Origin of the sequence: Streptomyces sp. NPDC053513, from assembly GCF_044544765.1 — a bacterium.
Lineage (GTDB): Bacteria > Actinomycetota > Actinomycetes > Streptomycetales > Streptomycetaceae > Streptomyces > Streptomyces litmocidini.
Window position 1 is genome coordinate 19,046 of the sequence record NZ_JBITXP010000030.1, and the last position, 16,138, is coordinate 35,183.

Below are 16,138 nucleotides of genomic sequence, written 5' to 3' on the forward strand. Positions count from 1 at the left end.
AAGGTCGGGGGAGCGCGGCCGGTCGGTCTGCTGTCGGCATCGTAGGTTGGGTTCATGAGCGACGAATGGCGGAAGGACCGGATCGGGGCGGCTCTGAAGGGCGAGAACCCGACCGTGCTGCGGCGGCTGACGGCAGGGTTCGCGGTGATCGGTGACGTGCAGTTCCTGCCGGGGTACTCGGTTCTCCTCGTGGACGAACCGGGTGTGCAGCGGCTGTCCGACCTGCCGCGAGGACGGCGGCTGTCGTTCCTGTCCGACATGGATCAGCTCGGCGAGGCGGTCGAGCGTGCCTGCCGGCGCCTTGATCCGGCGTTCCGGCGGGTCAACCTGGAGATCCTCGGGAACAAGGACCCGTTCCTCCACGCCCATGTGTGGCCCAGGTTCGAGTGGGAGCCGGCCGAGGTCGTGGGCCCTCCGGTCTGGCTCTACCCGCGCGATTGGTGGAGCGAGGGACAGTTCAGGCTGGGTCCCCGGCACGACGTGCTCCGGGAGGCGATCGGCAGCGAACTGGACCGGTTGCGCGCCTGACTGGGGCGGGGGCGGTACCGATCAGGCCAGGGTGATGCAACGTTGAAAGTGTCGCCCTGTGAGGCGGACGTCTGTACATGAGTGAAGCCGGCGGAGGGCCGCCCGAAAGCGGCCCGGCACACCGCCGGCTCCTCGCAAAGTCCGGACCCGAAGCAGGACCCGTCCCTGTGCCGCCCTCATACGGCCGCACCCCAGCCACAGACCCGAGGAGACGATGTGATCCCCCGCGGCCGCCCCGTCATCAACGAAGCCGGCATCGCCCAGCGCGCCGGCGTCCCCCTCGCCACCTGGCGCCGCCGTGACGCCCCCGCCTTCCGCGAACGCGTCCCCAGCCTCCTTCCCGAAAGCCGCCACCTCCTCTACGACCTCGCCCAGACCGAGGCGTACCTCGCGGGCAAGCCGGTTCCTGCCCTCCCCGCCGGCGAGCACCCCGAGGACCTCCTCACCGCCGAAGAGGCCGCCGCCCTGCTCGGCATCACCACCGCCACCCTCCGCTCCTACGCCGCCCAGGGATACCTCTCCCCCGGCACCACGATTCACGGATCCCGGCTCTGGCCCCGCCGCGAGGTCCTCGAGCGGCGCGACAACTCCCCCGGCCGCGGCAAGGGCGGCGGCCGCCGCGCTGGCGAGGCCCAGGGCCCCCGCAAACAGCACGCCTACGAAGGCGACCCCCGCCTCGAAACCGCCCGCCAAGCCCTCACCGCGGCCGGCGGCACACCCAAGAGCCGGATCGCCGCCGCGCTCGCCGAACAGCACGGAAGCACCCCCCGCACCTGGGAACGCCTCCTCACCGCAGCCACAGCACACACCAACACCTGACCAGTAGGCGGCACCGGCTCACACGAGGCCTTCAAGCCTGCTAGCGGTCACTGCTCCCACACACGCAACGGCCTGATCGTCTCGCCCTGAGAGGGAAGACAACCAGGCCGTTGTCGTACCAGACCACATCTTGCACACCTATGGACCGTGCATCACTCGGCCCTCTCGATTCCTGTCTCCTTCAAGTACAGGACATTGCCGTCGGACACCCGGACTACAACCTGAATCCGGGGTTCCAGCGCCGCGGGTTCGAGTATGTAGCAGGGTCTCAGGAACGCCGGTCTGGTGGAAGTCGAGGAACTTCCGAGGATCCATCAGCAAGCTGGCGCATCGCACTCAGTACTGCGAGTTGATCCGAAGATCCAGAAACCTGGCGACGGCGTACTCGACCTGTTCCAGATCCTCGTGCGTCAGGTAGTCAACCGGGTCACCGATGACGTAGTTGGTGTCGATCGTCTTGAGCTGATCGGCCAAAGCTCGTGTTGAGCGACCTTCGATTTCGAGCTCGGGACGAAAGATCGCTGGCTGAGCACTGGTCGATGTCGGGACGACGGCCACGGTGGACCAGGTGTCGGGGGCCGAGCTAAGGACGATGCCGTAACGCTTCCCTCGCTGCTCATGGCCCCTCTTGGCGTCGCCGAGATCAATGCGGTAGACCGCCCCCCTGATCATGCGTTTGCGGCCTCGTCCCCTCGCAGCGACTCAGCAAGTTCGTCCAGGATCTTCTGCTGCCCCTTGGTCAGTTGATCCTGGTTCACCACAACCCACAAAAGGTCGCGGAACCGGCGATCGTGGTGTCGTTCTAGGTGGGCCGGCCCGATCGTCCCCCACGGCAGGGGCCGCGGGGTGGACGGCATCAGCCATGTATCGAGGCAGCTCTCCATGAAGGTTGCCTGCCCCAGCAGCCTTGCACGGGCATCAGCAGCGTGCCGTGCGGCCTTACCAACATACAAGGATGACGAAGAACTCCGCCGCCGGGAGGCCGCGAGAGCTGCAGCAAGGAGACGTCGCTGTCCACGGAGTCCACCCGCCTGGGGCCTCTGCCACGGCACACCTCGGTGGGCCAGTTCGGTCTCAACCTCTGCAAGCACGTCTACCCTGCGAGGCTCTTCGGCCGGATCGTTACGCAGATCGACAGGATGGCCGGTCTCGTCGTAGCCCCACTCGTCGGGTTCGTCGGCGAGGTTCTCGCCGCTGGCCACGATGCGCTCCATGTCCGCGTGCGCTTGCCGCTGCCACTCTTCCCGCTCCAAGGCCCGTATAGCTCGGCGGAGTACGTCACTCGTCTTCTCACCGGGGCGTTTGAGCGCCTCGATGATCTCCGTGTCGTCCTCGGTAGGACGGAATCCCACACTCATAAGGCGAGCGTACAACTTTTGTACAACACCATCCAGGAGACAATACCGACCGCTACTGTGAGTGACTGCTTTGCTGAAATCCAGAGGCACCGTCGCCCGTGGCCGCTACGGCACACGCCGAGGCCACGGGCAAGAACAGCGGCCTGGGCGTGGACATCGGGGCAGGCGATCTCGCCGCCGAGGCAGGCCAGCACAGACGAGGTGGCCGATCGCTGATGCGGCCACGCGCGGGCGACAGCGTGGCAGCGGCTCCCCCAGCGCCCGCGTCAGCCAAGTCTGCCGCCCATGCCGCGTTGGCCGGCCCGAACGGGTCAGGTGGCCGCAGTCGACTTTCCCGAGCGTTTCGTGGTGATCGCGAGCGCTTCGGCCTGCTGGAGGGTCGGCCCTGGACGTCCCGAAGGAACGGCATCTGCACCTTCGCCCCGACGGCGCCCATGTATCAGTGCAGGTCTCTCAGGGTTGTCTTCTCTGTGGTCAAGCCCTCGCGTGCCCGCCAGCGCAGGTGGTCCACCAGGGTGTACGCGTAGGTCTTCTGCGTGCCCGACCCTTCGAACATTCTCAGGTAGCTGTCCGCCTCCTTGTCGACCGAGCCGTCCGGCCCAACGATCGCGAAGGACCCTCCGCCGTCCGCCGGCTTCATCGGCTGGACGCGGATGCCGTCCAGGACCATCCCACTCCGCACAGGCACCACCTCTCACGCCACGTGACGGAAAGGCTTGCCCAGATCGGTAAAAGCGAACGTCAGGGGCCTGCAGGCCGCCCAAACGAGTGAAGCGGACACACGCAGCACGGTCTGTAAAGTCAGTGCGGCGGACGCCGAGACGGCGGGCGGCCTGGTCGGGGCCGAGGGGGACGTGGCGGTCGAGGAGGGCGGGCAGGTCACGGCGGCGGGCGAGGGCGGCGACCTGGTCGGGGTGGACGTCGGGGCAGGCGACCTCGCCGCCGAGGTAGGTCAGCAGGCCAGCGCGGACGAGGTGACCGACCGCGGACGCGGTCACGCGCGGGCGGAAACGGCGGGGCTCCCCCAGGGCTTCGGTGAGCCGGTCTGCCGCCCAGGACGCTCCGGCCGGTCCGCGCAGGGCGGCGCGGACCGTTTCGGGGTCCGGCGGCCTCCACTGCCGTCCGGGACCACTGGCGGGGGCCCACGTCGGCGGCCGGAACCAGGCCCGAGGCGGTGGCCCAACGCCAGGCCGCGACCGGCACCCGCAGCCGGTTCGCGGCCCCGTACACGTCGTACGTCTCACGCATCGCTCACTCCGAATCTCACGGTGGCGCGGCCCGCTCACCGGGCCGCGCCGGAAACATGTCGGAATATCCCGGTATGTGCGAATAGCCGGTTTTTCAGGGGGGAGTTGGGGGCGGGCTGCACAAGTCGCGTACGCGTACGCGAGGGGGAAAGCACCCGCACGGGTGAACGGGGCGGGGCTCGAACGACGAAAGCCCCTGCCGTGTGCGGCAGGGGCTTCAACGACGGAGACGGCCTCCGCGCGGGGCGGCGGGGGCCTGGCAGGGGTTTGGAACGACGTCCGGCCCCCTGCACAGGGGAGGCAGAGGGCCGGACGGGGCGGCGGGGCAACGACCAGTCGACACCCGGGCCGGGGCCAGGCTAGACCCTCACGGCACAGGAGCCGGCCTCACCAGGAGGGCGGGAAGATCCGTCCGTACCACTCATGCGGGGGCTCGATGCCGTCCCAGCCCATGACGGCGCGGCCGGGCTCGATGGTGAACGCATCGTCGGGGGCGCCGGGGTGAGCCTGGGTGAGGTGCTCGCGGGCGGCGGCGTGCAAAGGGGCCGTGGGGCCGTCCAGGGCGGCGGCGGGGCCGGTGCCCCAGCACGGGGCGCAGCGGACCTTGACGAAAGCGGCGCGGTCGAGGGGGAAAAGGGATGCGGTCACGCCCGCTCAATTACTCCCTCGTCGGGGTGGTCGCGGGTGCCCGGCCGTGACGTCCTGCCGGGACGCCGGTTGGCCGTCCATGCGGCGAATCATGATCACCAGCGTGGTGGTAGCCGCGCTCCTGACGGGCGCCGTGCCCGCGCTCGCCGTCGTCCTGTTCAGTACGCGCGACGTGTCAGTGCCGCAGGTCGGCGTAGAGCCGGGCGGTCACACCCGGCTCGCCCGGAACCCGGCGCACCCGTGGGGCTCCCGAGGTGGCCCAGTGCCGGTCGAGTTGCTCGGCCATGGCGTGGATGGTGGCCTCGTCGGCGGCGGTGATGTCCAGGACGACGAGGCCGGGCTCGGTCAGGTGGATCGGGTCAATCGGTTCCATGCCCACCAGAACGTTCCGCGGGGGCGGTGGGCTCGGGCGCGGGGGCTGGATCACCGGGACGTGTCACGCCCCGGGCGGCTTTGACCCGGCGGTAGGCCCACGCGGCGGCAGCAGCGCAGGCGGCGGCGCCGATGCCGCCCAGGAAGTCGGCCAGGGCGTCGTGCAGGAAGTCGTACATGGGCAGCCGGCGCGGCAAGGAGCCGGACCCGCGCCGTACTCCTTGTACGTGGGTTCTCCGGCGATCGGCACCCGCCCCCGGCCCGCAGGCGTGTCGGACCATCCGGCGCGAGCCGGCGTGCCTCCTCGTGCCGGACGGCGGACCGGCGCGAAGTGATCCACATCCTGGTATCTGGCACGGTGGGATGTGCCCTGTTCCTCATTTCGTCCCCCTCTCGGGTGAAGCTCGGCGCGTAGTCTCCGGGGATGCAAGGAATCCAGCGTGTGAACACCTTGTCCCTCGGCGCCCTCTACATCGAGTCCTGGCATCACTCCCTTGGAGGGGCTGAGGACACCCTCCTCGGCCCCGCTACCGGATTCCTGATCGGTTTCCCTGGGGACTACTGGCTCGTCACCGCCTGGCACGTCTTCAGCGGACGTCGTTCGGACAACGGCAAGATCATGAGTAAAAAGGGCCTCTGCCCGGACTATGTGCGCGTTCGTTTTGCTGGCACGGCAGACGGCGGCTTCCAGCCGATTATCCAGCGGTACGACCTGTACGACGGGGAGTTCCAGTACAACCGCCGGTGGCGTAGCCCCGACGACCGGCGGATTGACATTGCGGCGCTGCACATCGGTGCCCTTCCGGAGGGGGTGGTGGAGGCATCCATGCCCAACACCTGGCCTACCCTGCGTGATCTGTTCCCCCCTGAGCGCCATGCCGAGCAAGCCAGCGAGGTGGACGTCGCCCTTCCCCTGCGGGTCACCGACAAGCTGTTCGTTCTCGGGTTTCCGTTCGGAGACGCCGGCACCTGGCCGTTCGCGGTCTGGACCGTGGCGCCGGTCGCGAGCGAGCCTCTGGCGGGTTGGAACGATCTGCCCGGGTTCCTGCTGGACTCCCGTACACGGGAGGGCCAGTCAGGGGCTCCGGTCCTCATGCACATCCGCCCAGGTGAGCCTGTCGTCGTCGGCGGCGATGTGATCATGCATGACGAGTCGGTCACCGCGCTGGTGGGGGTCTACAGCGGTCGCATCCACAAAGAATCTGACTTGGGCAAGGTGTGGACGGTCGACGCCCTCTTCGAGATCGTGCCCGAGGCTGCCCCGCCGGGCTGGAAGCCCACTTCTCCCCGCGACTGATTCCCCGATTTGCGGAGCGTCGCGCCGGTACCGCTCGGCGACGGGCGCGCAGCTGTCCTCGGTGAGGTGAAACCGGGTTGTGCGCCTGCAGCGAGTCTCACGTGCCTTCGCGTGGTGGTACGCCGGCCTCCGGCGCCTCGTGGGTGCCGGAGGCTCAGGGCGGTGGCTACTCGCTGTAGGAGCCGGCGCCGGCAATCAGGGCAATGAGGACCAGGGCGACGGCGGCGAGCTCGACGACATCCGTGGCCGGCCGGCCCTGGTTCAGGCAGGGACCTTCAGCGACGGTCTGAATCCGTCCTCATGGCCCCTCGCCTCGGACAACAAATCCACCCACCTGCGCGATGAGCATCAAAGCGTGCGAAGAAACGTGCAGAACGGCTGTTACCCGGGCCGGTCACTCCACTGGCGCAGTGCGCTGGGTGGCGCGGCCGGTAGTGCGCCGGGGCCGTAAGGGTTTGTTGTTGATCACTGAACGGGTGGATGTAGCTCACAGTGAATGTCAGGGCCACGCCGGTGGCATATGCGTGCCCGATGCAGGCGACAGTTACAGAAATGTCCGTACCCGGTAACGGGGCATAGCGGGCATTCCAACCTGCTGGTCGGGGCGGCAGAGTTCGGGTCCTCGGCCCAGCACCGGACCGGGACCCGCACCGCTCCCACCGGCCGCTATCGGCCGGCGGAGCACTGTTCCCCAGGAGACATCACCCGTGTCTGCTTCTTCGTCCGCCCGTCGTATCGCCGCGACCGTTCTCGCGGCCGGCGCCATGGTGTCCATCGTCGCCCTGCCGGCCTCCGCCCACGACGACGACCGCCACCGCACGCCGAAGGTGGAGATCAGCGCCGTCCAGGCCGACAGCCCCGGACGCGACACCCGCTCCAACCGGTCGCTGAACGCCGAGTGGGTCGAGATCACCAACAACAGCCGCCACACGGTCGACCTCGACGGCTGGACCCTGAAGGACGAGGACGGCCACCGCTACCGCTTCCACGACTTCCGCCTGGCCGGCCGCTCCACCGTCCGCATCCACACCGGCGAGGGACGTGACAGCCGCACCGACCTGTACCAGGACCGCCGCGACTACGTGTGGGACAACCACTCCGACACCGCCACCCTGCGCGACGACCGCGGCCGCATCGTCGACACCGAGTCCTGGGGCGGCCGCCACCACCATCACCACTGATCCCCGGAGCCCCGGATCGGGGCCGGGGATCTGACACATGCGTGTGCCGGGCAGGCCTGTCCTGCCCGGCACACGCACGCCCGCCCCCTTCCGGTCACCGGTACCCGGGTCTGATGCGGGTGTGATGCGGCTTTGTTCACGAAGAGGGCGCCAGGGACAGTGGGGCCGGCCGAAGGCCCGAGCGGACCCCGCCGATACGGCGAGGACTTCGTCGGTCAGGCGGCCGGGGTGGAGTGAACGATCGAGCCCTCGCACGGCCCGTCGGCATACAGGGCGAATGCGTCGGCCTCGCCCCGGTCCGCCGTGAGGCCCCAGCGCAGCTTCGTGGCGACCCACTCAAAGACATACCGGCAGGTGGCCTCCGGGGCCGGCGGCATCCACTCTCCCGGATCCTGGTCGGCCTTCTGACGGTTGGTGCGCGCCGTCACCGCCGCCAGGCTCGTGGCGGCGTCCTGGTCGTTGGCGTACGCCTCCCAGCGCTCGGCGTCCCATGCGCTCGCGCCAGTTGGCGGGAGGCGCTATTCGAGCCGTGCGGAATTCCGGGCTGGAGCGGACTCACCGCCGATCGGTGCGCGGCACCGCCCGAAGCGCTCGCCGAACGGGAACGCAGCACCGCCCACCCGCCGCCTCCCCGGGTGGGAGAGGCGGATACATCCGGCGGGCGACGCGGCCGGGCCGGTAAAGCCGAAGACGAGGATTCATGCTGGCACGACACGACCAAGCCACGGCATCGTCGGCCTGAAGCCGGAACAGGAGCCCGGATGCTGTGTACCGTCCCTTCCGGCTACGGACAGGGGTCGCACAGCGCTCTCCTCTGACCGCAAGTGCGACCGTACAACGGCGTCCGGGCCTGCAGCGGGTGTTGAATGGCCGTGGAGAGGGGCAGGTGAGCGCGCTCAAGCCGTTCGGTTATCCGTTGCAGGCCTCTGGAGGAAGGCGACCTGAGACGTTCCGCCCCTTCCATCCGGTGCCGAGGTCACGGGCGAAGCGCAGCGTCTGGCGCACGGCCGGTCCGGCCAGAACCGACTTTCGTACTGACCGAAGTCCGACGGCCGGTACTGGTCGGCAAGCCGTTTGCCGGCCTCAACCGCTCAGCCTCTTCAGATGGTCGCGAGAAATGCGCGGACCGTGGCAGCGAAGGCTTCGGGGTCGGCCTGCTGGACGAAGTGGTCGGTCTCCAGGGAGCGGTAGAGGGTGCCCGGGCGCTTGGTGCACATGGCGTTGGCCTGGTCGGCGGGGAGGACCTGGCTGCGCAGGCCGTGGATGAGGAGGGCCGGGCAGTCGGTGGCGAGCCACTGCTTCCAGTGGTCGCCGTGGACGAGGTTCTCGGAGTCAACGGTGTCCTGCGGGTGGAATGGCAGCCGCCAGCCGGTGCCCTCGGGGAGTGGGCGCAGGACGGGGCCGAGGACGGCGGCCAGGGGGCCGCAGGCGGCGGCCAGTTCCTCGCGGGTCGCGGCGGTGTAGGTGAAGCCCAGGACGAAGGAGAGGGGGCTGGTGCCGTGGTCGGGGAGGTCCACGGCGGTGTCGACGTTGATCAGGGCCTCGACCAGGTCCGGGCGTTCGGCGGCCAGGTGGATGGCGTTGATCGCGCCGAGGGAGTGGCCGAGGAAGACCGCCCGGTCGATGCCGAGGTGGCCGAGGAGGGCGAGGAGGTCGGCAACATAGCCGGCACGGGTGTAGTCGGGGGCTCGGTCGGAGTCGCCGTGGCCGCGCTGGTCCGGGGCGATCACTCTCCATTCGGGGCCGAGGGCGGCGGCCAGGGCGGTGAAGGAGGCACCCTCGGAGAGGTGGCCGTGCAGGGCCAACAGTGGGCGGCCGGTGCCGCCGAAGTCCAGGTAGGACAGGGTGCGGCCGTCGACGGTCAGGGTGGCGCGAGCGGGCTGGGCGGTCATGACGGTACTCCCCCGGGTCGGTGTGCAGTCGCTCTGCGGACAAGATCAAACATACCTACGTGTAGCGCAAATGTGCAATACGCTTGTATAAACCTTTGTCGGGCCTGGCGAACCCCGCCAACTGCCTCATCAGACCAGTGGGGCCCCCGGGTGAGCCGGGAGCCCCGAGCGCGAACAGCGGCTGATCCATGCGCTCATCGAAGGGCGGTCTGGACAGACGCGTCATACGCGCATCCGGCACGACCAGGCCCCGCCCTGAGACTGGTCCTGGTTCGCAAGCGGGGCCAGCGCATCTTTCATGGGGGTGGTTGCTACGAGCAGACCTCCGACTACGCCGCCTGCGGCAGCTACGTCTTCCGCTCCCTTCCCCTCGCGCCTCGGCAGGAGAAGACCGCCGTAAATGCGCAGGATCAGACCCTTGCGGAACCCCCCGCGAGCCTGCCCCGCTTCGCCATTTCCTCGATCATCATCTGGGGCTTCGCCCACGCCTGTGCCGCGATGGATGCCCTGTCACCCGGCACAGGCTCACGCTGCCCAAGCTGGCCACGAGACCTGGACCTGACCCAAAGCCCCGACGCCGGGGCTGCTGATCGGGCGGCGCCCCTTCCGCAAAGGTCCCGTGAGGCAATACGCGACCTCAGGTTTATCCGCGATGCACCTGAGAGAAGGTAGCCTCCCGCTGTGCGGGGCAAGGCAGTCCGTTCAGGACAGTGCTGCAAGTTCGGCGTTCGCCCGCTCGGTGACAAGGGCAAGGACACGGCCGGCAGCGGCCAGGTCCTCGGCGGGTATGTCACCCCAGACCCGGGCGGTGACGGGGGCGGTGTCAGCAGTGATGGCGGTGAGCAGTTCGCGTGCGGTGTCCGTGGCGCGGAGGTGGGCGCCGTCCAGAGTGAGCAGCCGGCGGGCCGTGAGGTCGTCGAGTACGGCGTGGATGTCTGCGGGGTCGGTCTTGAGGGAGTCGTGGATCTGGGTGATGAGGTCATGTGGTGTCTGCGGGGCGTCGGCGTTGATGGCGGCGCGCAGGGCGATCTGCTGGGTGAAGGTGATGCCGTGCCGGGACAGGACGTGTTCCAGAAGGCCGCGGGCGGCGTAGTGGGCCAGGCCGAGGATCCGGGCGTCGGCGAGGGGTGCGGTGCTGGTCATGAGAATGGTCCCTTTCGTGTAGTGCTCGTTCGGTTCGGTGGGGTCAGAGGTGTATTGAGCATCCGCGTCGGCTCGTCTGCGGACGCGAGTGTGGGGCGGGTCAGTGGAGGTTCTTCCAGAAGGTGTAGTCGTGGTCCTTGCTGAAGTCGGCTCGCTTCCAGGGGCCTGAGGTCAGCGACTGCACGTAGCCGCCGTTGCGGAAGGCCGGCCAGTCGGTCTTGCCCGTCTCGGCGAAGTCCACCCAGGTGTCGGTCATCCGCTTGCCCAGCCTCTGCTGCGGTGCCGTCAGCTTCTCGAACGGCGGAGTCTTGAAGTCGAAGAGGTAGGACAGTTCCGCCATGTGCTGGGCACGCGGCTCGAAGCTGAGGGTCTGACCGCCTGCCCACTGCGGGGTGTCGCGCTCGCTGAACTCCAACATCCGGGTCGGTCCCGACCCTGGGCACCGCGACAGCAGCTGCGCGGTGCCCAGGGTCGGGACCGACCAGGTTTGGTCGCAGACGCTGCAGCCGCCGCCGGACTCGCCCATGACGGTCACGTTCGCGGGATCGCCGCCGAAGGCGGCGGCGTTGGAGCGGACCCAGCGCAGCGCGGCCTGCCGGTCCTTCAGAACGAGGCCCCCGAGCTGTTGAGGGCCGGGTCGCCCAGGAAACCCATGACGCCGAGCCGGTAGTTCACCGTCATGACGACCGCGCCCTCGGCGGCCAGCCGTTTGGGGCCGTAGAGGTCGCCGCTGCCGAACATGAGACTGCCACCGTGGATCCACACGATCACCGGCCGCTTCCCGGCCTGGTGCGCGGGGGTGGTGACGTTCAGGTAGAGGCAGCCCTCGGACTCGCTTGGAGTTCCGATGGGCACCCTGCAGCTGCGCGCAGGAAGGTCCCGGCACGGTCACCTCACGCACTCCCGCCCAGGGCGCGGCCGGACGCGGCGAGGCCCAGCGCAGAGCGCCCACCTGCGGGGCCGCGTAGGGGATGCCCTGAAAACTGCAGATGCCGTCACTGTCGGCGGCGCCGCGCACGGCGCCGCCGGTGGTCGTCACGACCGTTCCGGCCGTCACGGCCCCGTTGCCCGTGGCCGCCTGAGCCGGGCTTACGAGGGCGATCCCCAGACCTGTGGTCAGCGTGGCGGCGGCCAGTCCCCTGGAAACGCTCTTGACCTTCGTCATGGCCGGAACACTACAAAGATTTGCGCGATCGCACAATACGCCTGTCTAGCTCGATCGGGTTAGACGATTGTTTGAGAAGCGCGTTAGGATCTGCGGCATGGGAAACCGCGAAGCCCTCCTGACCGGCGCCAAGGCATGCCTGCGGGAGAGGGGATACGACCGCACCTCGGTGCGGGACATCGCCGCGGCCGCCGGCGTGAGCACGGCCGCCATCGGCTACCACTTCGGGTCGAGGGAAGCACTGCTCAACCAGGCGCTGTTCGAGCTCCTCGACGAATGGGGCGATGCGATGGGCCGGGCCCTGACCCCCGACGCCGACGGATCCTCACGGGCCCACTTCGAGCAGATCTGGGACAACCTGATCCAGGACTTCGCGACCCACCCCGACCTCTGGCTCGCCTCGGTGGAACTGTTCATGCAGGCCCAGCGACAGCCGGAACTGCGGACCGCGCTCACCGCAGGCGTCACACAAGGACGCCGGGGCATGGCGGCCATCCTGGACGGCGTGCCCGAAGAAACGGTCCAGGACACCACCGTCCGCACCCTCGGCACCGTCCAGCTCGCCCTCATGTCCGGCGTGATGATCCAGTGCCTCAGCGACCCCGCAAACGCCCCCACCGCCACCGAAGTACTCCAAGGCATCCAGGCACTCGCCAACCTGACACACTGAACACGACCAGCCCGCCACCACGCAGGCCTGAACCTCGACACAATGGTCCCGCTCCTCGACCGGCGATGGGCCCGTCTGGCTCCCCCTTTTAACGCCCTGACGTGCGAGGAGTCGACCACGCAGCGGGACCAGTCCACCCGGGAGGCCGCGTTGAGCTCGGCCAGCAGGACCTCATGCAAGCGCTGCCAGACGCCGGCCTCATTCCAGTCCCGCAACCTGCGCCAGCACGTCATGCCGGAGCCGAAGCCGAGCTCTTAAGGCAGATGCTCCCACTGGATTCCGGTGTGCAGGACGTACAGGATCCCGCAGAGCACCTTCCGGTCCGGCAGCGGCTTGCGGCCGGGATACCGAAAGCGTCGCTCGCGCCGCGGCAACAACGGCTCCAGGCGGCCCCACAACTCATCCGGCACAATCCACGGTGACGTCCCCACACGGAGTCGAACGCTCAACTCCCGCCGCAGACACGGCCATCGCTGCCTGCCCGCCTCATTGTGTTAGCCGCTGTAAGGGGCCTCCTCGCGCTGCCGAACCCACCGTGCGCACCCCGCACGCGCGGGCCTTCGGCATACCCCCCAATAGGCAAGGCTGTCGTGCTCCTTGGCCTTTCCCCACGCGGCACCTGATCACTCCCTGCTCGATCGACCGAGGCGTCGGCAGCATCAGGAGGACCGAGCCGCCTGACGCCGCTGAGTCGATCTGGCCGATCTTGGATTCGGCGCCTGCGAGGTTGACGCGCAGGCCCTCGATCTCGCCGAGCCAGCCGCATCCGCCCGGAGAACAGGGGAAAGCGGGCGGTACTGAAGGTCGGGGAGATGCGCTGCAGTGGTGAGGCCACACCTGCCGGCATGGATGAGCTCGACAGCTCATTCGGCGGGAACCAAGCGATAGTTCAGAAAAGCCTGTGTCCGTTGCTCTCTCCTGCCCCGGGCCCTGTCCAGCGCCCCCCGCGGCGGGCGCCCCCTGGTTGAGATCCGCGACGACCTGATGGACCGGATCGCCTAGGCTGAGTGGGTGTGGCTTCCTGAATCGGCGCCGCTGCGCGAGTCCGGCAACCTGTGCTTGACCATCTACGGCGGCAGCATCGATGACAACGCCGTCGCCAGCCAGTGGGCCTGCCAGGCGGGCAACGTCGCCTACACCCCCTGACGGCCTCCTCCCCCCACTCCCCTCAAGGAGGGGGAGAGGAGCAGGCCGCTATGAACCCGGGAGGCCTCGAGTGCAGGCGGCGTTCGCGCGGACCTCGCACACCGCGAAGTACGTGCACGCTTCCCTGCGTTCCCGGCCGCCCAGCCACGTCCACCGGCACCTCTGACGTCCTGCGGGTGGTCCAGCGCCACCGCGCGCAGCGCGCCCCGCAGGCCGCGCTCCGCGAGTACCGGCGGATGGATGCCCTCATCAAAGCCCGCAGCCGGGTGCCTCGTGTCCGGGCGATCAGCCGGTCCGGGCGGCGTCCGGCTCCGGAAGTGGATTGGGCAGCGCCCACGGCCGGTGGCTGGCACGGGGTACCACCGCAGCCGCCCAGGAGCACAGCCCTGCGGCGACCACGGCCGCTCCCGCAGCGAAGGCCATGACCAGGCGAGCGGAGCTGAACGGAACGTCGCTCATGACCATCGGCGAGGCCAGCCAGAGTCCGAGCCCGTCGCCCAGCGCCAGGGCGGCGAGCAGCGGGGGCAGCACGAGCCATGCGGCTGTGGCGGCCGGAGTTCCGGGTGGTAGGAGCTCTGCGTCGCTGTCCTGGGGTCCCGGTCGCGGGGCGTCGAGGAGGCTGCGTACCGTCGCGATACCGGCCGCGATCAGGAGGAGGACCGTCCCGATGCTGCCTGCCAGTGCGATCCATTGCGACTGCTGACGGTTCATGCCCGTGCCGTCGATCCAGTCACGACCGGGCGGGCGGGCCGACACCCCACCGGGAAGGAAGCGGTAGCCGGCCTGGAGGATGGCGGGGACGTCCAGCTGTCCTCCGGTCACCGAGAACATAACCATGGTTGCGCGAGCTTCCGGGTCCAGTACGGCCTGCGTTGCGTCTGCATGTCGGATGCCAAAGCGGCCGCCACCGCCACCGTTCCAGCGCAGCAGTTCCTGTAGCCGGGCGTCGCCCGGGTTGAGTGCGCCGGGCTCTGCGGCGGTGCCCCCGGGGCATGCCAGCCGGAGCAGGGCGAGGTCCCGGCAGTCCCCTTGGAAGACGGGCCCGAGACCGTCCGTTGCAGGCCGCAGGGCGACAACTCGGGTGTCGGCGTGCTGCGCCGAGAGGAACCGCGCCAGCTGGGGCGCAGTGGCCTTGCGCCCCACGTCCACCGTGACGACGGAGGTTCCGACCCGCGCCTGTGTTGCCGCGGCGGCGGACACGATCAGGCCGCTCGGCGTGGACCAGGCGAGGGCCTGGAGTGACACGACAAGGCCCATCAGCACCGCGGTGAAGAGGCTGGCGACAGGTGCGGGGCGGTGCGTCATCAGTCGCGCAGCGGTGGCTGCTCCGAGCAGGCCCCGGGCACCGGCGTGCGGGGCGAGCCAGGCGCCCCATGCAGCCGTCGCCGGTACGGCGAGGTACGCCAGGGCCAGCACGACGGCCGTCGCTCCGGCCCAGTTGGTGGCAGCCCGCGCCCACGACCCCTGCGGGAAGAGCCCGCTGCCCTGGATGCCGACGAGGAGGGCCAGCGCGCCAGCGATCAGTACCCACCCCGTGACACGCTCGCTACGAGCCGGGCGCCTGCTGGCCGCGACGGGCCGCCGGAGCAGGTCCGTCGCGACATAGCCCGCAAGCACCGTGCAGACGGCGATCGGTCCGGCGGCCAGCAGGGACCAGAGGTGCGCCCGCAGGTCGACGGCCGACAAGGTGAACGCCGTCTGAGGAAGCCGTAGGTCGATGAACGCGCAGGCGACGGCGGGAGCGAGACCAAGCAGCGCGCCCAGCGCGGCGGGCAACGTTCCCGTCCGTAGCAGCCCGGCAATGTGCCGCCCGCGTGGCGGCAGGCCCGGCTGTTCCTCGCGGCGGGCCGTGGCGGCGCGCAGCGCGCAGACCACCAGCGCCAGCGCAGGCAGCCCGGCGAGCAGCGCCACCACCGGGGGGAGAGCAGCAGGCGGCCGCGCCCACAGCACCGGGCCGATGGCCGATCCCAGGCGGCCTCCGTACCCGGAGATCCCGGTCATGCCGGACGGGAAGAGCTCCGTGCTGGCGGGCCTGGCATAGGCCAGCAGTTCACCGGGGGTGTCCAACCCGGCCGCACCGATGATTCCGGCGTCCCGGCCGTAGCGCTGCGCGATGTCCTCGCCCGCTCCGGCCCGGCGGAGCGCGGGCGACAGGAGGACCTCACCCGGCGCGGGCCATGCCTCGACTCCGGGCGGCAGGGGGGCGTCGGCGCCGGCCGGCGCGATGAAGACGACGGTCGACTGAACCCCGGCCACGGTGTCGAACACCTGCGACCACCAGGCCCGGACGGCCCCTTGGTCGGCGGGCCCCACGTACACGGGCGACCGCCGCGCCTCCCGAACGTCGCGCCCTTCCTCTGCCGCGCGTGTGGCGATGACGACTGCAATCGAAAGCGCAGTCACGGCCGATGCGCAGAGCAGTGCGATGAAGCGGACGGTGCTGGCGGAGGCCCGGAACGGACGGGGCATCATCGTTCGCATTCAGGGCCGGCGCTTGGAACTCGATGGTCCACCGATGCGGGGGCACCAACTGCCGCCCGACGGGCGGTCTCGGCATTCATTCTTGATACTCCGGTTCAGATCGCGGATCGACCCAACTGGGAGGGCGAGACGTTTCTCGGACCCGGAGGCGGGACGTTCAGGCAAGAACGCCCCGCCCACAGGCTTTCAAC

At 69.5% G+C, this 16,138-nt stretch carries 16 protein-coding genes and 4 pseudogenes; 6 read left to right on the forward strand and 14 right to left on the reverse strand.

Features of this window, described 5'->3' with window-relative positions; translation table 11 throughout:
• The first annotated feature begins 54 nt into the window (after positions 1-54).
• A complete protein-coding gene (locus ACIGW4_RS32960; RefSeq protein WP_399584819.1) occupies positions 55-528 on the forward strand; it encodes a diadenosine tetraphosphate hydrolase in 474 nt (157 codons plus the stop codon).
• A gap of 216 nt (positions 529-744) precedes the next feature.
• Positions 745-1,347: a helix-turn-helix domain-containing protein gene (locus tag ACIGW4_RS32965; protein WP_399584821.1), complete on the forward strand. Its 603-nt coding sequence runs from the start codon at positions 745-747 to the stop codon at positions 1,345-1,347.
• A gap of 336 nt (positions 1,348-1,683) precedes the next feature.
• On the opposite strand, the gene ACIGW4_RS32970 is transcribed toward ACIGW4_RS32965, so the two are convergent.
• From ACIGW4_RS32970 to ACIGW4_RS32990, 5 genes are all read right to left on the reverse strand, one after another.
• Complete coding sequence (locus ACIGW4_RS32970) at positions 1,684-2,019, reverse strand: type II toxin-antitoxin system PemK/MazF family toxin (protein WP_399584824.1); 336 nt, start codon at positions 2,017-2,019, stop codon at positions 1,684-1,686.
• Entirely contained in the window at positions 2,016-2,705 is a 690-nt protein-coding gene (locus ACIGW4_RS32975; protein ID WP_399584827.1) for a hypothetical protein, read from the reverse strand. The genes ACIGW4_RS32970 and ACIGW4_RS32975 overlap by 4 nt, the downstream gene beginning before the upstream one ends.
• Positions 2,706-3,144: 439 nt before the next feature.
• Positions 3,145-3,375: a hypothetical protein gene (locus ACIGW4_RS32980; protein WP_399584829.1), complete on the reverse strand. Its 231-nt coding sequence runs from the start codon at positions 3,373-3,375 to the stop codon at positions 3,145-3,147.
• Between the two features lie 964 nt (positions 3,376-4,339).
• The gene (locus ACIGW4_RS32985) at positions 4,340-4,600 is read right to left on the reverse strand and encodes a hypothetical protein (RefSeq protein WP_399584832.1); all 261 of its coding nucleotides are present in this window, start codon (positions 4,598-4,600) and stop codon (positions 4,340-4,342) included.
• Between the two features lie 175 nt (positions 4,601-4,775).
• A complete protein-coding gene (locus tag ACIGW4_RS32990; RefSeq protein ID WP_399584834.1) occupies positions 4,776-4,973 on the reverse strand; it encodes a DUF6207 family protein in 198 nt (65 codons plus the stop codon).
• A 441-nt stretch (positions 4,974-5,414) separates the two neighbouring features.
• Between ACIGW4_RS32990 and ACIGW4_RS32995 the strand changes: the two genes are divergently transcribed.
• Both ACIGW4_RS32995 and ACIGW4_RS33000 read left to right on the forward strand, forming a co-directional pair.
• A complete protein-coding gene (locus tag ACIGW4_RS32995; RefSeq protein ID WP_399584837.1) occupies positions 5,415-6,269 on the forward strand; it encodes a trypsin-like peptidase domain-containing protein in 855 nt (284 codons plus the stop codon).
• Positions 6,270-7,033: 764 nt separating this feature from the next.
• Positions 7,034-7,450, forward strand: a complete 417-nt coding sequence (locus ACIGW4_RS33000) for a lamin tail domain-containing protein (RefSeq protein WP_399584965.1) — start codon at positions 7,034-7,036, stop codon at positions 7,448-7,450.
• 215 nt (positions 7,451-7,665) lie between these two features.
• Here ACIGW4_RS33000 and ACIGW4_RS33005 read toward each other — a convergent pair.
• The 7 genes and pseudogenes from ACIGW4_RS33005 to ACIGW4_RS33035 all read right to left on the reverse strand — a co-directional run.
• Positions 7,666-7,956: pseudogene (locus ACIGW4_RS33005) on the reverse strand (HNH endonuclease); the annotation flags it as partial.
• 594 nt (positions 7,957-8,550) lie between these two features.
• Positions 8,551-9,342, reverse strand: a complete 792-nt coding sequence (locus tag ACIGW4_RS33010) for an alpha/beta fold hydrolase (RefSeq protein ID WP_399584839.1) — start codon at positions 9,340-9,342, stop codon at positions 8,551-8,553.
• A gap of 702 nt (positions 9,343-10,044) precedes the next feature.
• The gene (locus ACIGW4_RS33015) at positions 10,045-10,485 is read right to left on the reverse strand and encodes a MarR family transcriptional regulator (RefSeq protein WP_399584843.1); all 441 of its coding nucleotides are present in this window, start codon (positions 10,483-10,485) and stop codon (positions 10,045-10,047) included.
• Positions 10,486-10,585: 100 nt separating this feature from the next.
• Positions 10,586-10,903, reverse strand: a complete 318-nt coding sequence (locus ACIGW4_RS33020) for a hypothetical protein (RefSeq protein ID WP_399584980.1) — start codon at positions 10,901-10,903, stop codon at positions 10,586-10,588.
• Positions 10,904-11,023: 120 nt separating this feature from the next.
• Positions 11,024-11,092: pseudogene (locus tag ACIGW4_RS33025) on the reverse strand (carboxylesterase family protein); the annotation flags it as partial.
• The gene (locus ACIGW4_RS33030) at positions 11,089-11,340 is read right to left on the reverse strand and encodes a carboxylesterase family protein (protein ID WP_399584968.1); all 252 of its coding nucleotides are present in this window, start codon (positions 11,338-11,340) and stop codon (positions 11,089-11,091) included. The pseudogene ACIGW4_RS33025 and the gene ACIGW4_RS33030, both read right to left, overlap by 4 nt.
• Positions 11,341-11,392: 52 nt before the next feature.
• Positions 11,393-11,650, reverse strand: a pseudogene (locus ACIGW4_RS33035) (carboxylesterase family protein); the annotation flags it as partial.
• Positions 11,651-11,747: 97 nt separating this feature from the next.
• On the opposite strand from ACIGW4_RS33035, the gene ACIGW4_RS33040 reads away from it, so the two are divergent.
• Positions 11,748-12,320 carry a TetR/AcrR family transcriptional regulator gene (locus ACIGW4_RS33040; RefSeq protein WP_399584844.1) on the forward strand — a complete coding sequence of 191 codons (573 nt, stop codon included), beginning with the start codon at positions 11,748-11,750 and terminating at the stop codon, positions 12,318-12,320.
• Between the two features lie 54 nt (positions 12,321-12,374).
• Here the strand turns inward: ACIGW4_RS33040 and ACIGW4_RS33045 are convergent.
• A pseudogene (locus tag ACIGW4_RS33045) lies at positions 12,375-12,751 on the reverse strand (transposase); the annotation flags it as partial.
• 580 nt (positions 12,752-13,331) lie between these two features.
• Here ACIGW4_RS33045 and ACIGW4_RS33050 point away from each other — a divergent pair.
• Positions 13,332-13,466, forward strand: coding sequence for a hypothetical protein (locus tag ACIGW4_RS33050; RefSeq protein WP_399584846.1), 135 nt, complete (start codon positions 13,332-13,334; stop codon positions 13,464-13,466).
• Positions 13,467-13,751: 285 nt separating this feature from the next.
• On the opposite strand, the gene ACIGW4_RS33055 is transcribed toward ACIGW4_RS33050, so the two are convergent.
• Positions 13,752-15,938 (reverse strand): hypothetical protein, encoded by a 2,187-nt coding sequence (locus ACIGW4_RS33055; protein ID WP_399584849.1) that lies wholly within the window; start codon positions 15,936-15,938, stop codon positions 13,752-13,754.
• Between the last annotated feature and the right edge of the window lie 200 nt (positions 15,939-16,138).

Excerpts from the sequence above, each read along its gene's own strand:
- ACIGW4_RS32960 (WP_399584819.1), top strand. The coding sequence starts at position 55 with ATGAGCGACGAATGGCGGAAGGACCGGATCGGGGCGGCTCTGAAGGGC.
- ACIGW4_RS33015 (WP_399584843.1), bottom strand. The coding sequence starts at position 10,485 with ATGACCAGCACCGCACCCCTCGCCGACGCCCGGATCCTCGGCCTGGCC.
- ACIGW4_RS33020 (WP_399584980.1), bottom strand. The coding sequence starts at position 10,903 with ATGTTGGAGTTCAGCGAGCGCGACACCCCGCAGTGGGCAGGCGGTCAG.
- ACIGW4_RS33000 (WP_399584965.1), top strand. The coding sequence starts at position 7,034 with ATGGTGTCCATCGTCGCCCTGCCGGCCTCCGCCCACGACGACGACCGC.
- ACIGW4_RS33010 (WP_399584839.1), bottom strand. The coding sequence starts at position 9,342 with ATGACCGCCCAGCCCGCTCGCGCCACCCTGACCGTCGACGGCCGCACC.
- ACIGW4_RS32990 (WP_399584834.1), bottom strand. The coding sequence starts at position 4,973 with ATGGAACCGATTGACCCGATCCACCTGACCGAGCCCGGCCTCGTCGTC.
- ACIGW4_RS32970 (WP_399584824.1), bottom strand. The coding sequence starts at position 2,019 with ATGATCAGGGGGGCGGTCTACCGCATTGATCTCGGCGACGCCAAGAGG.
- ACIGW4_RS32980 (WP_399584829.1), bottom strand. The coding sequence starts at position 3,375 with ATGGTCCTGGACGGCATCCGCGTCCAGCCGATGAAGCCGGCGGACGGC.
- ACIGW4_RS32975 (WP_399584827.1), bottom strand. The coding sequence starts at position 2,705 with ATGAGTGTGGGATTCCGTCCTACCGAGGACGACACGGAGATCATCGAG.
- ACIGW4_RS33055 (WP_399584849.1), bottom strand. The coding sequence starts at position 15,938 with ATGATGCCCCGTCCGTTCCGGGCCTCCGCCAGCACCGTCCGCTTCATC.
- ACIGW4_RS33040 (WP_399584844.1), top strand. The coding sequence starts at position 11,748 with ATGGGAAACCGCGAAGCCCTCCTGACCGGCGCCAAGGCATGCCTGCGG.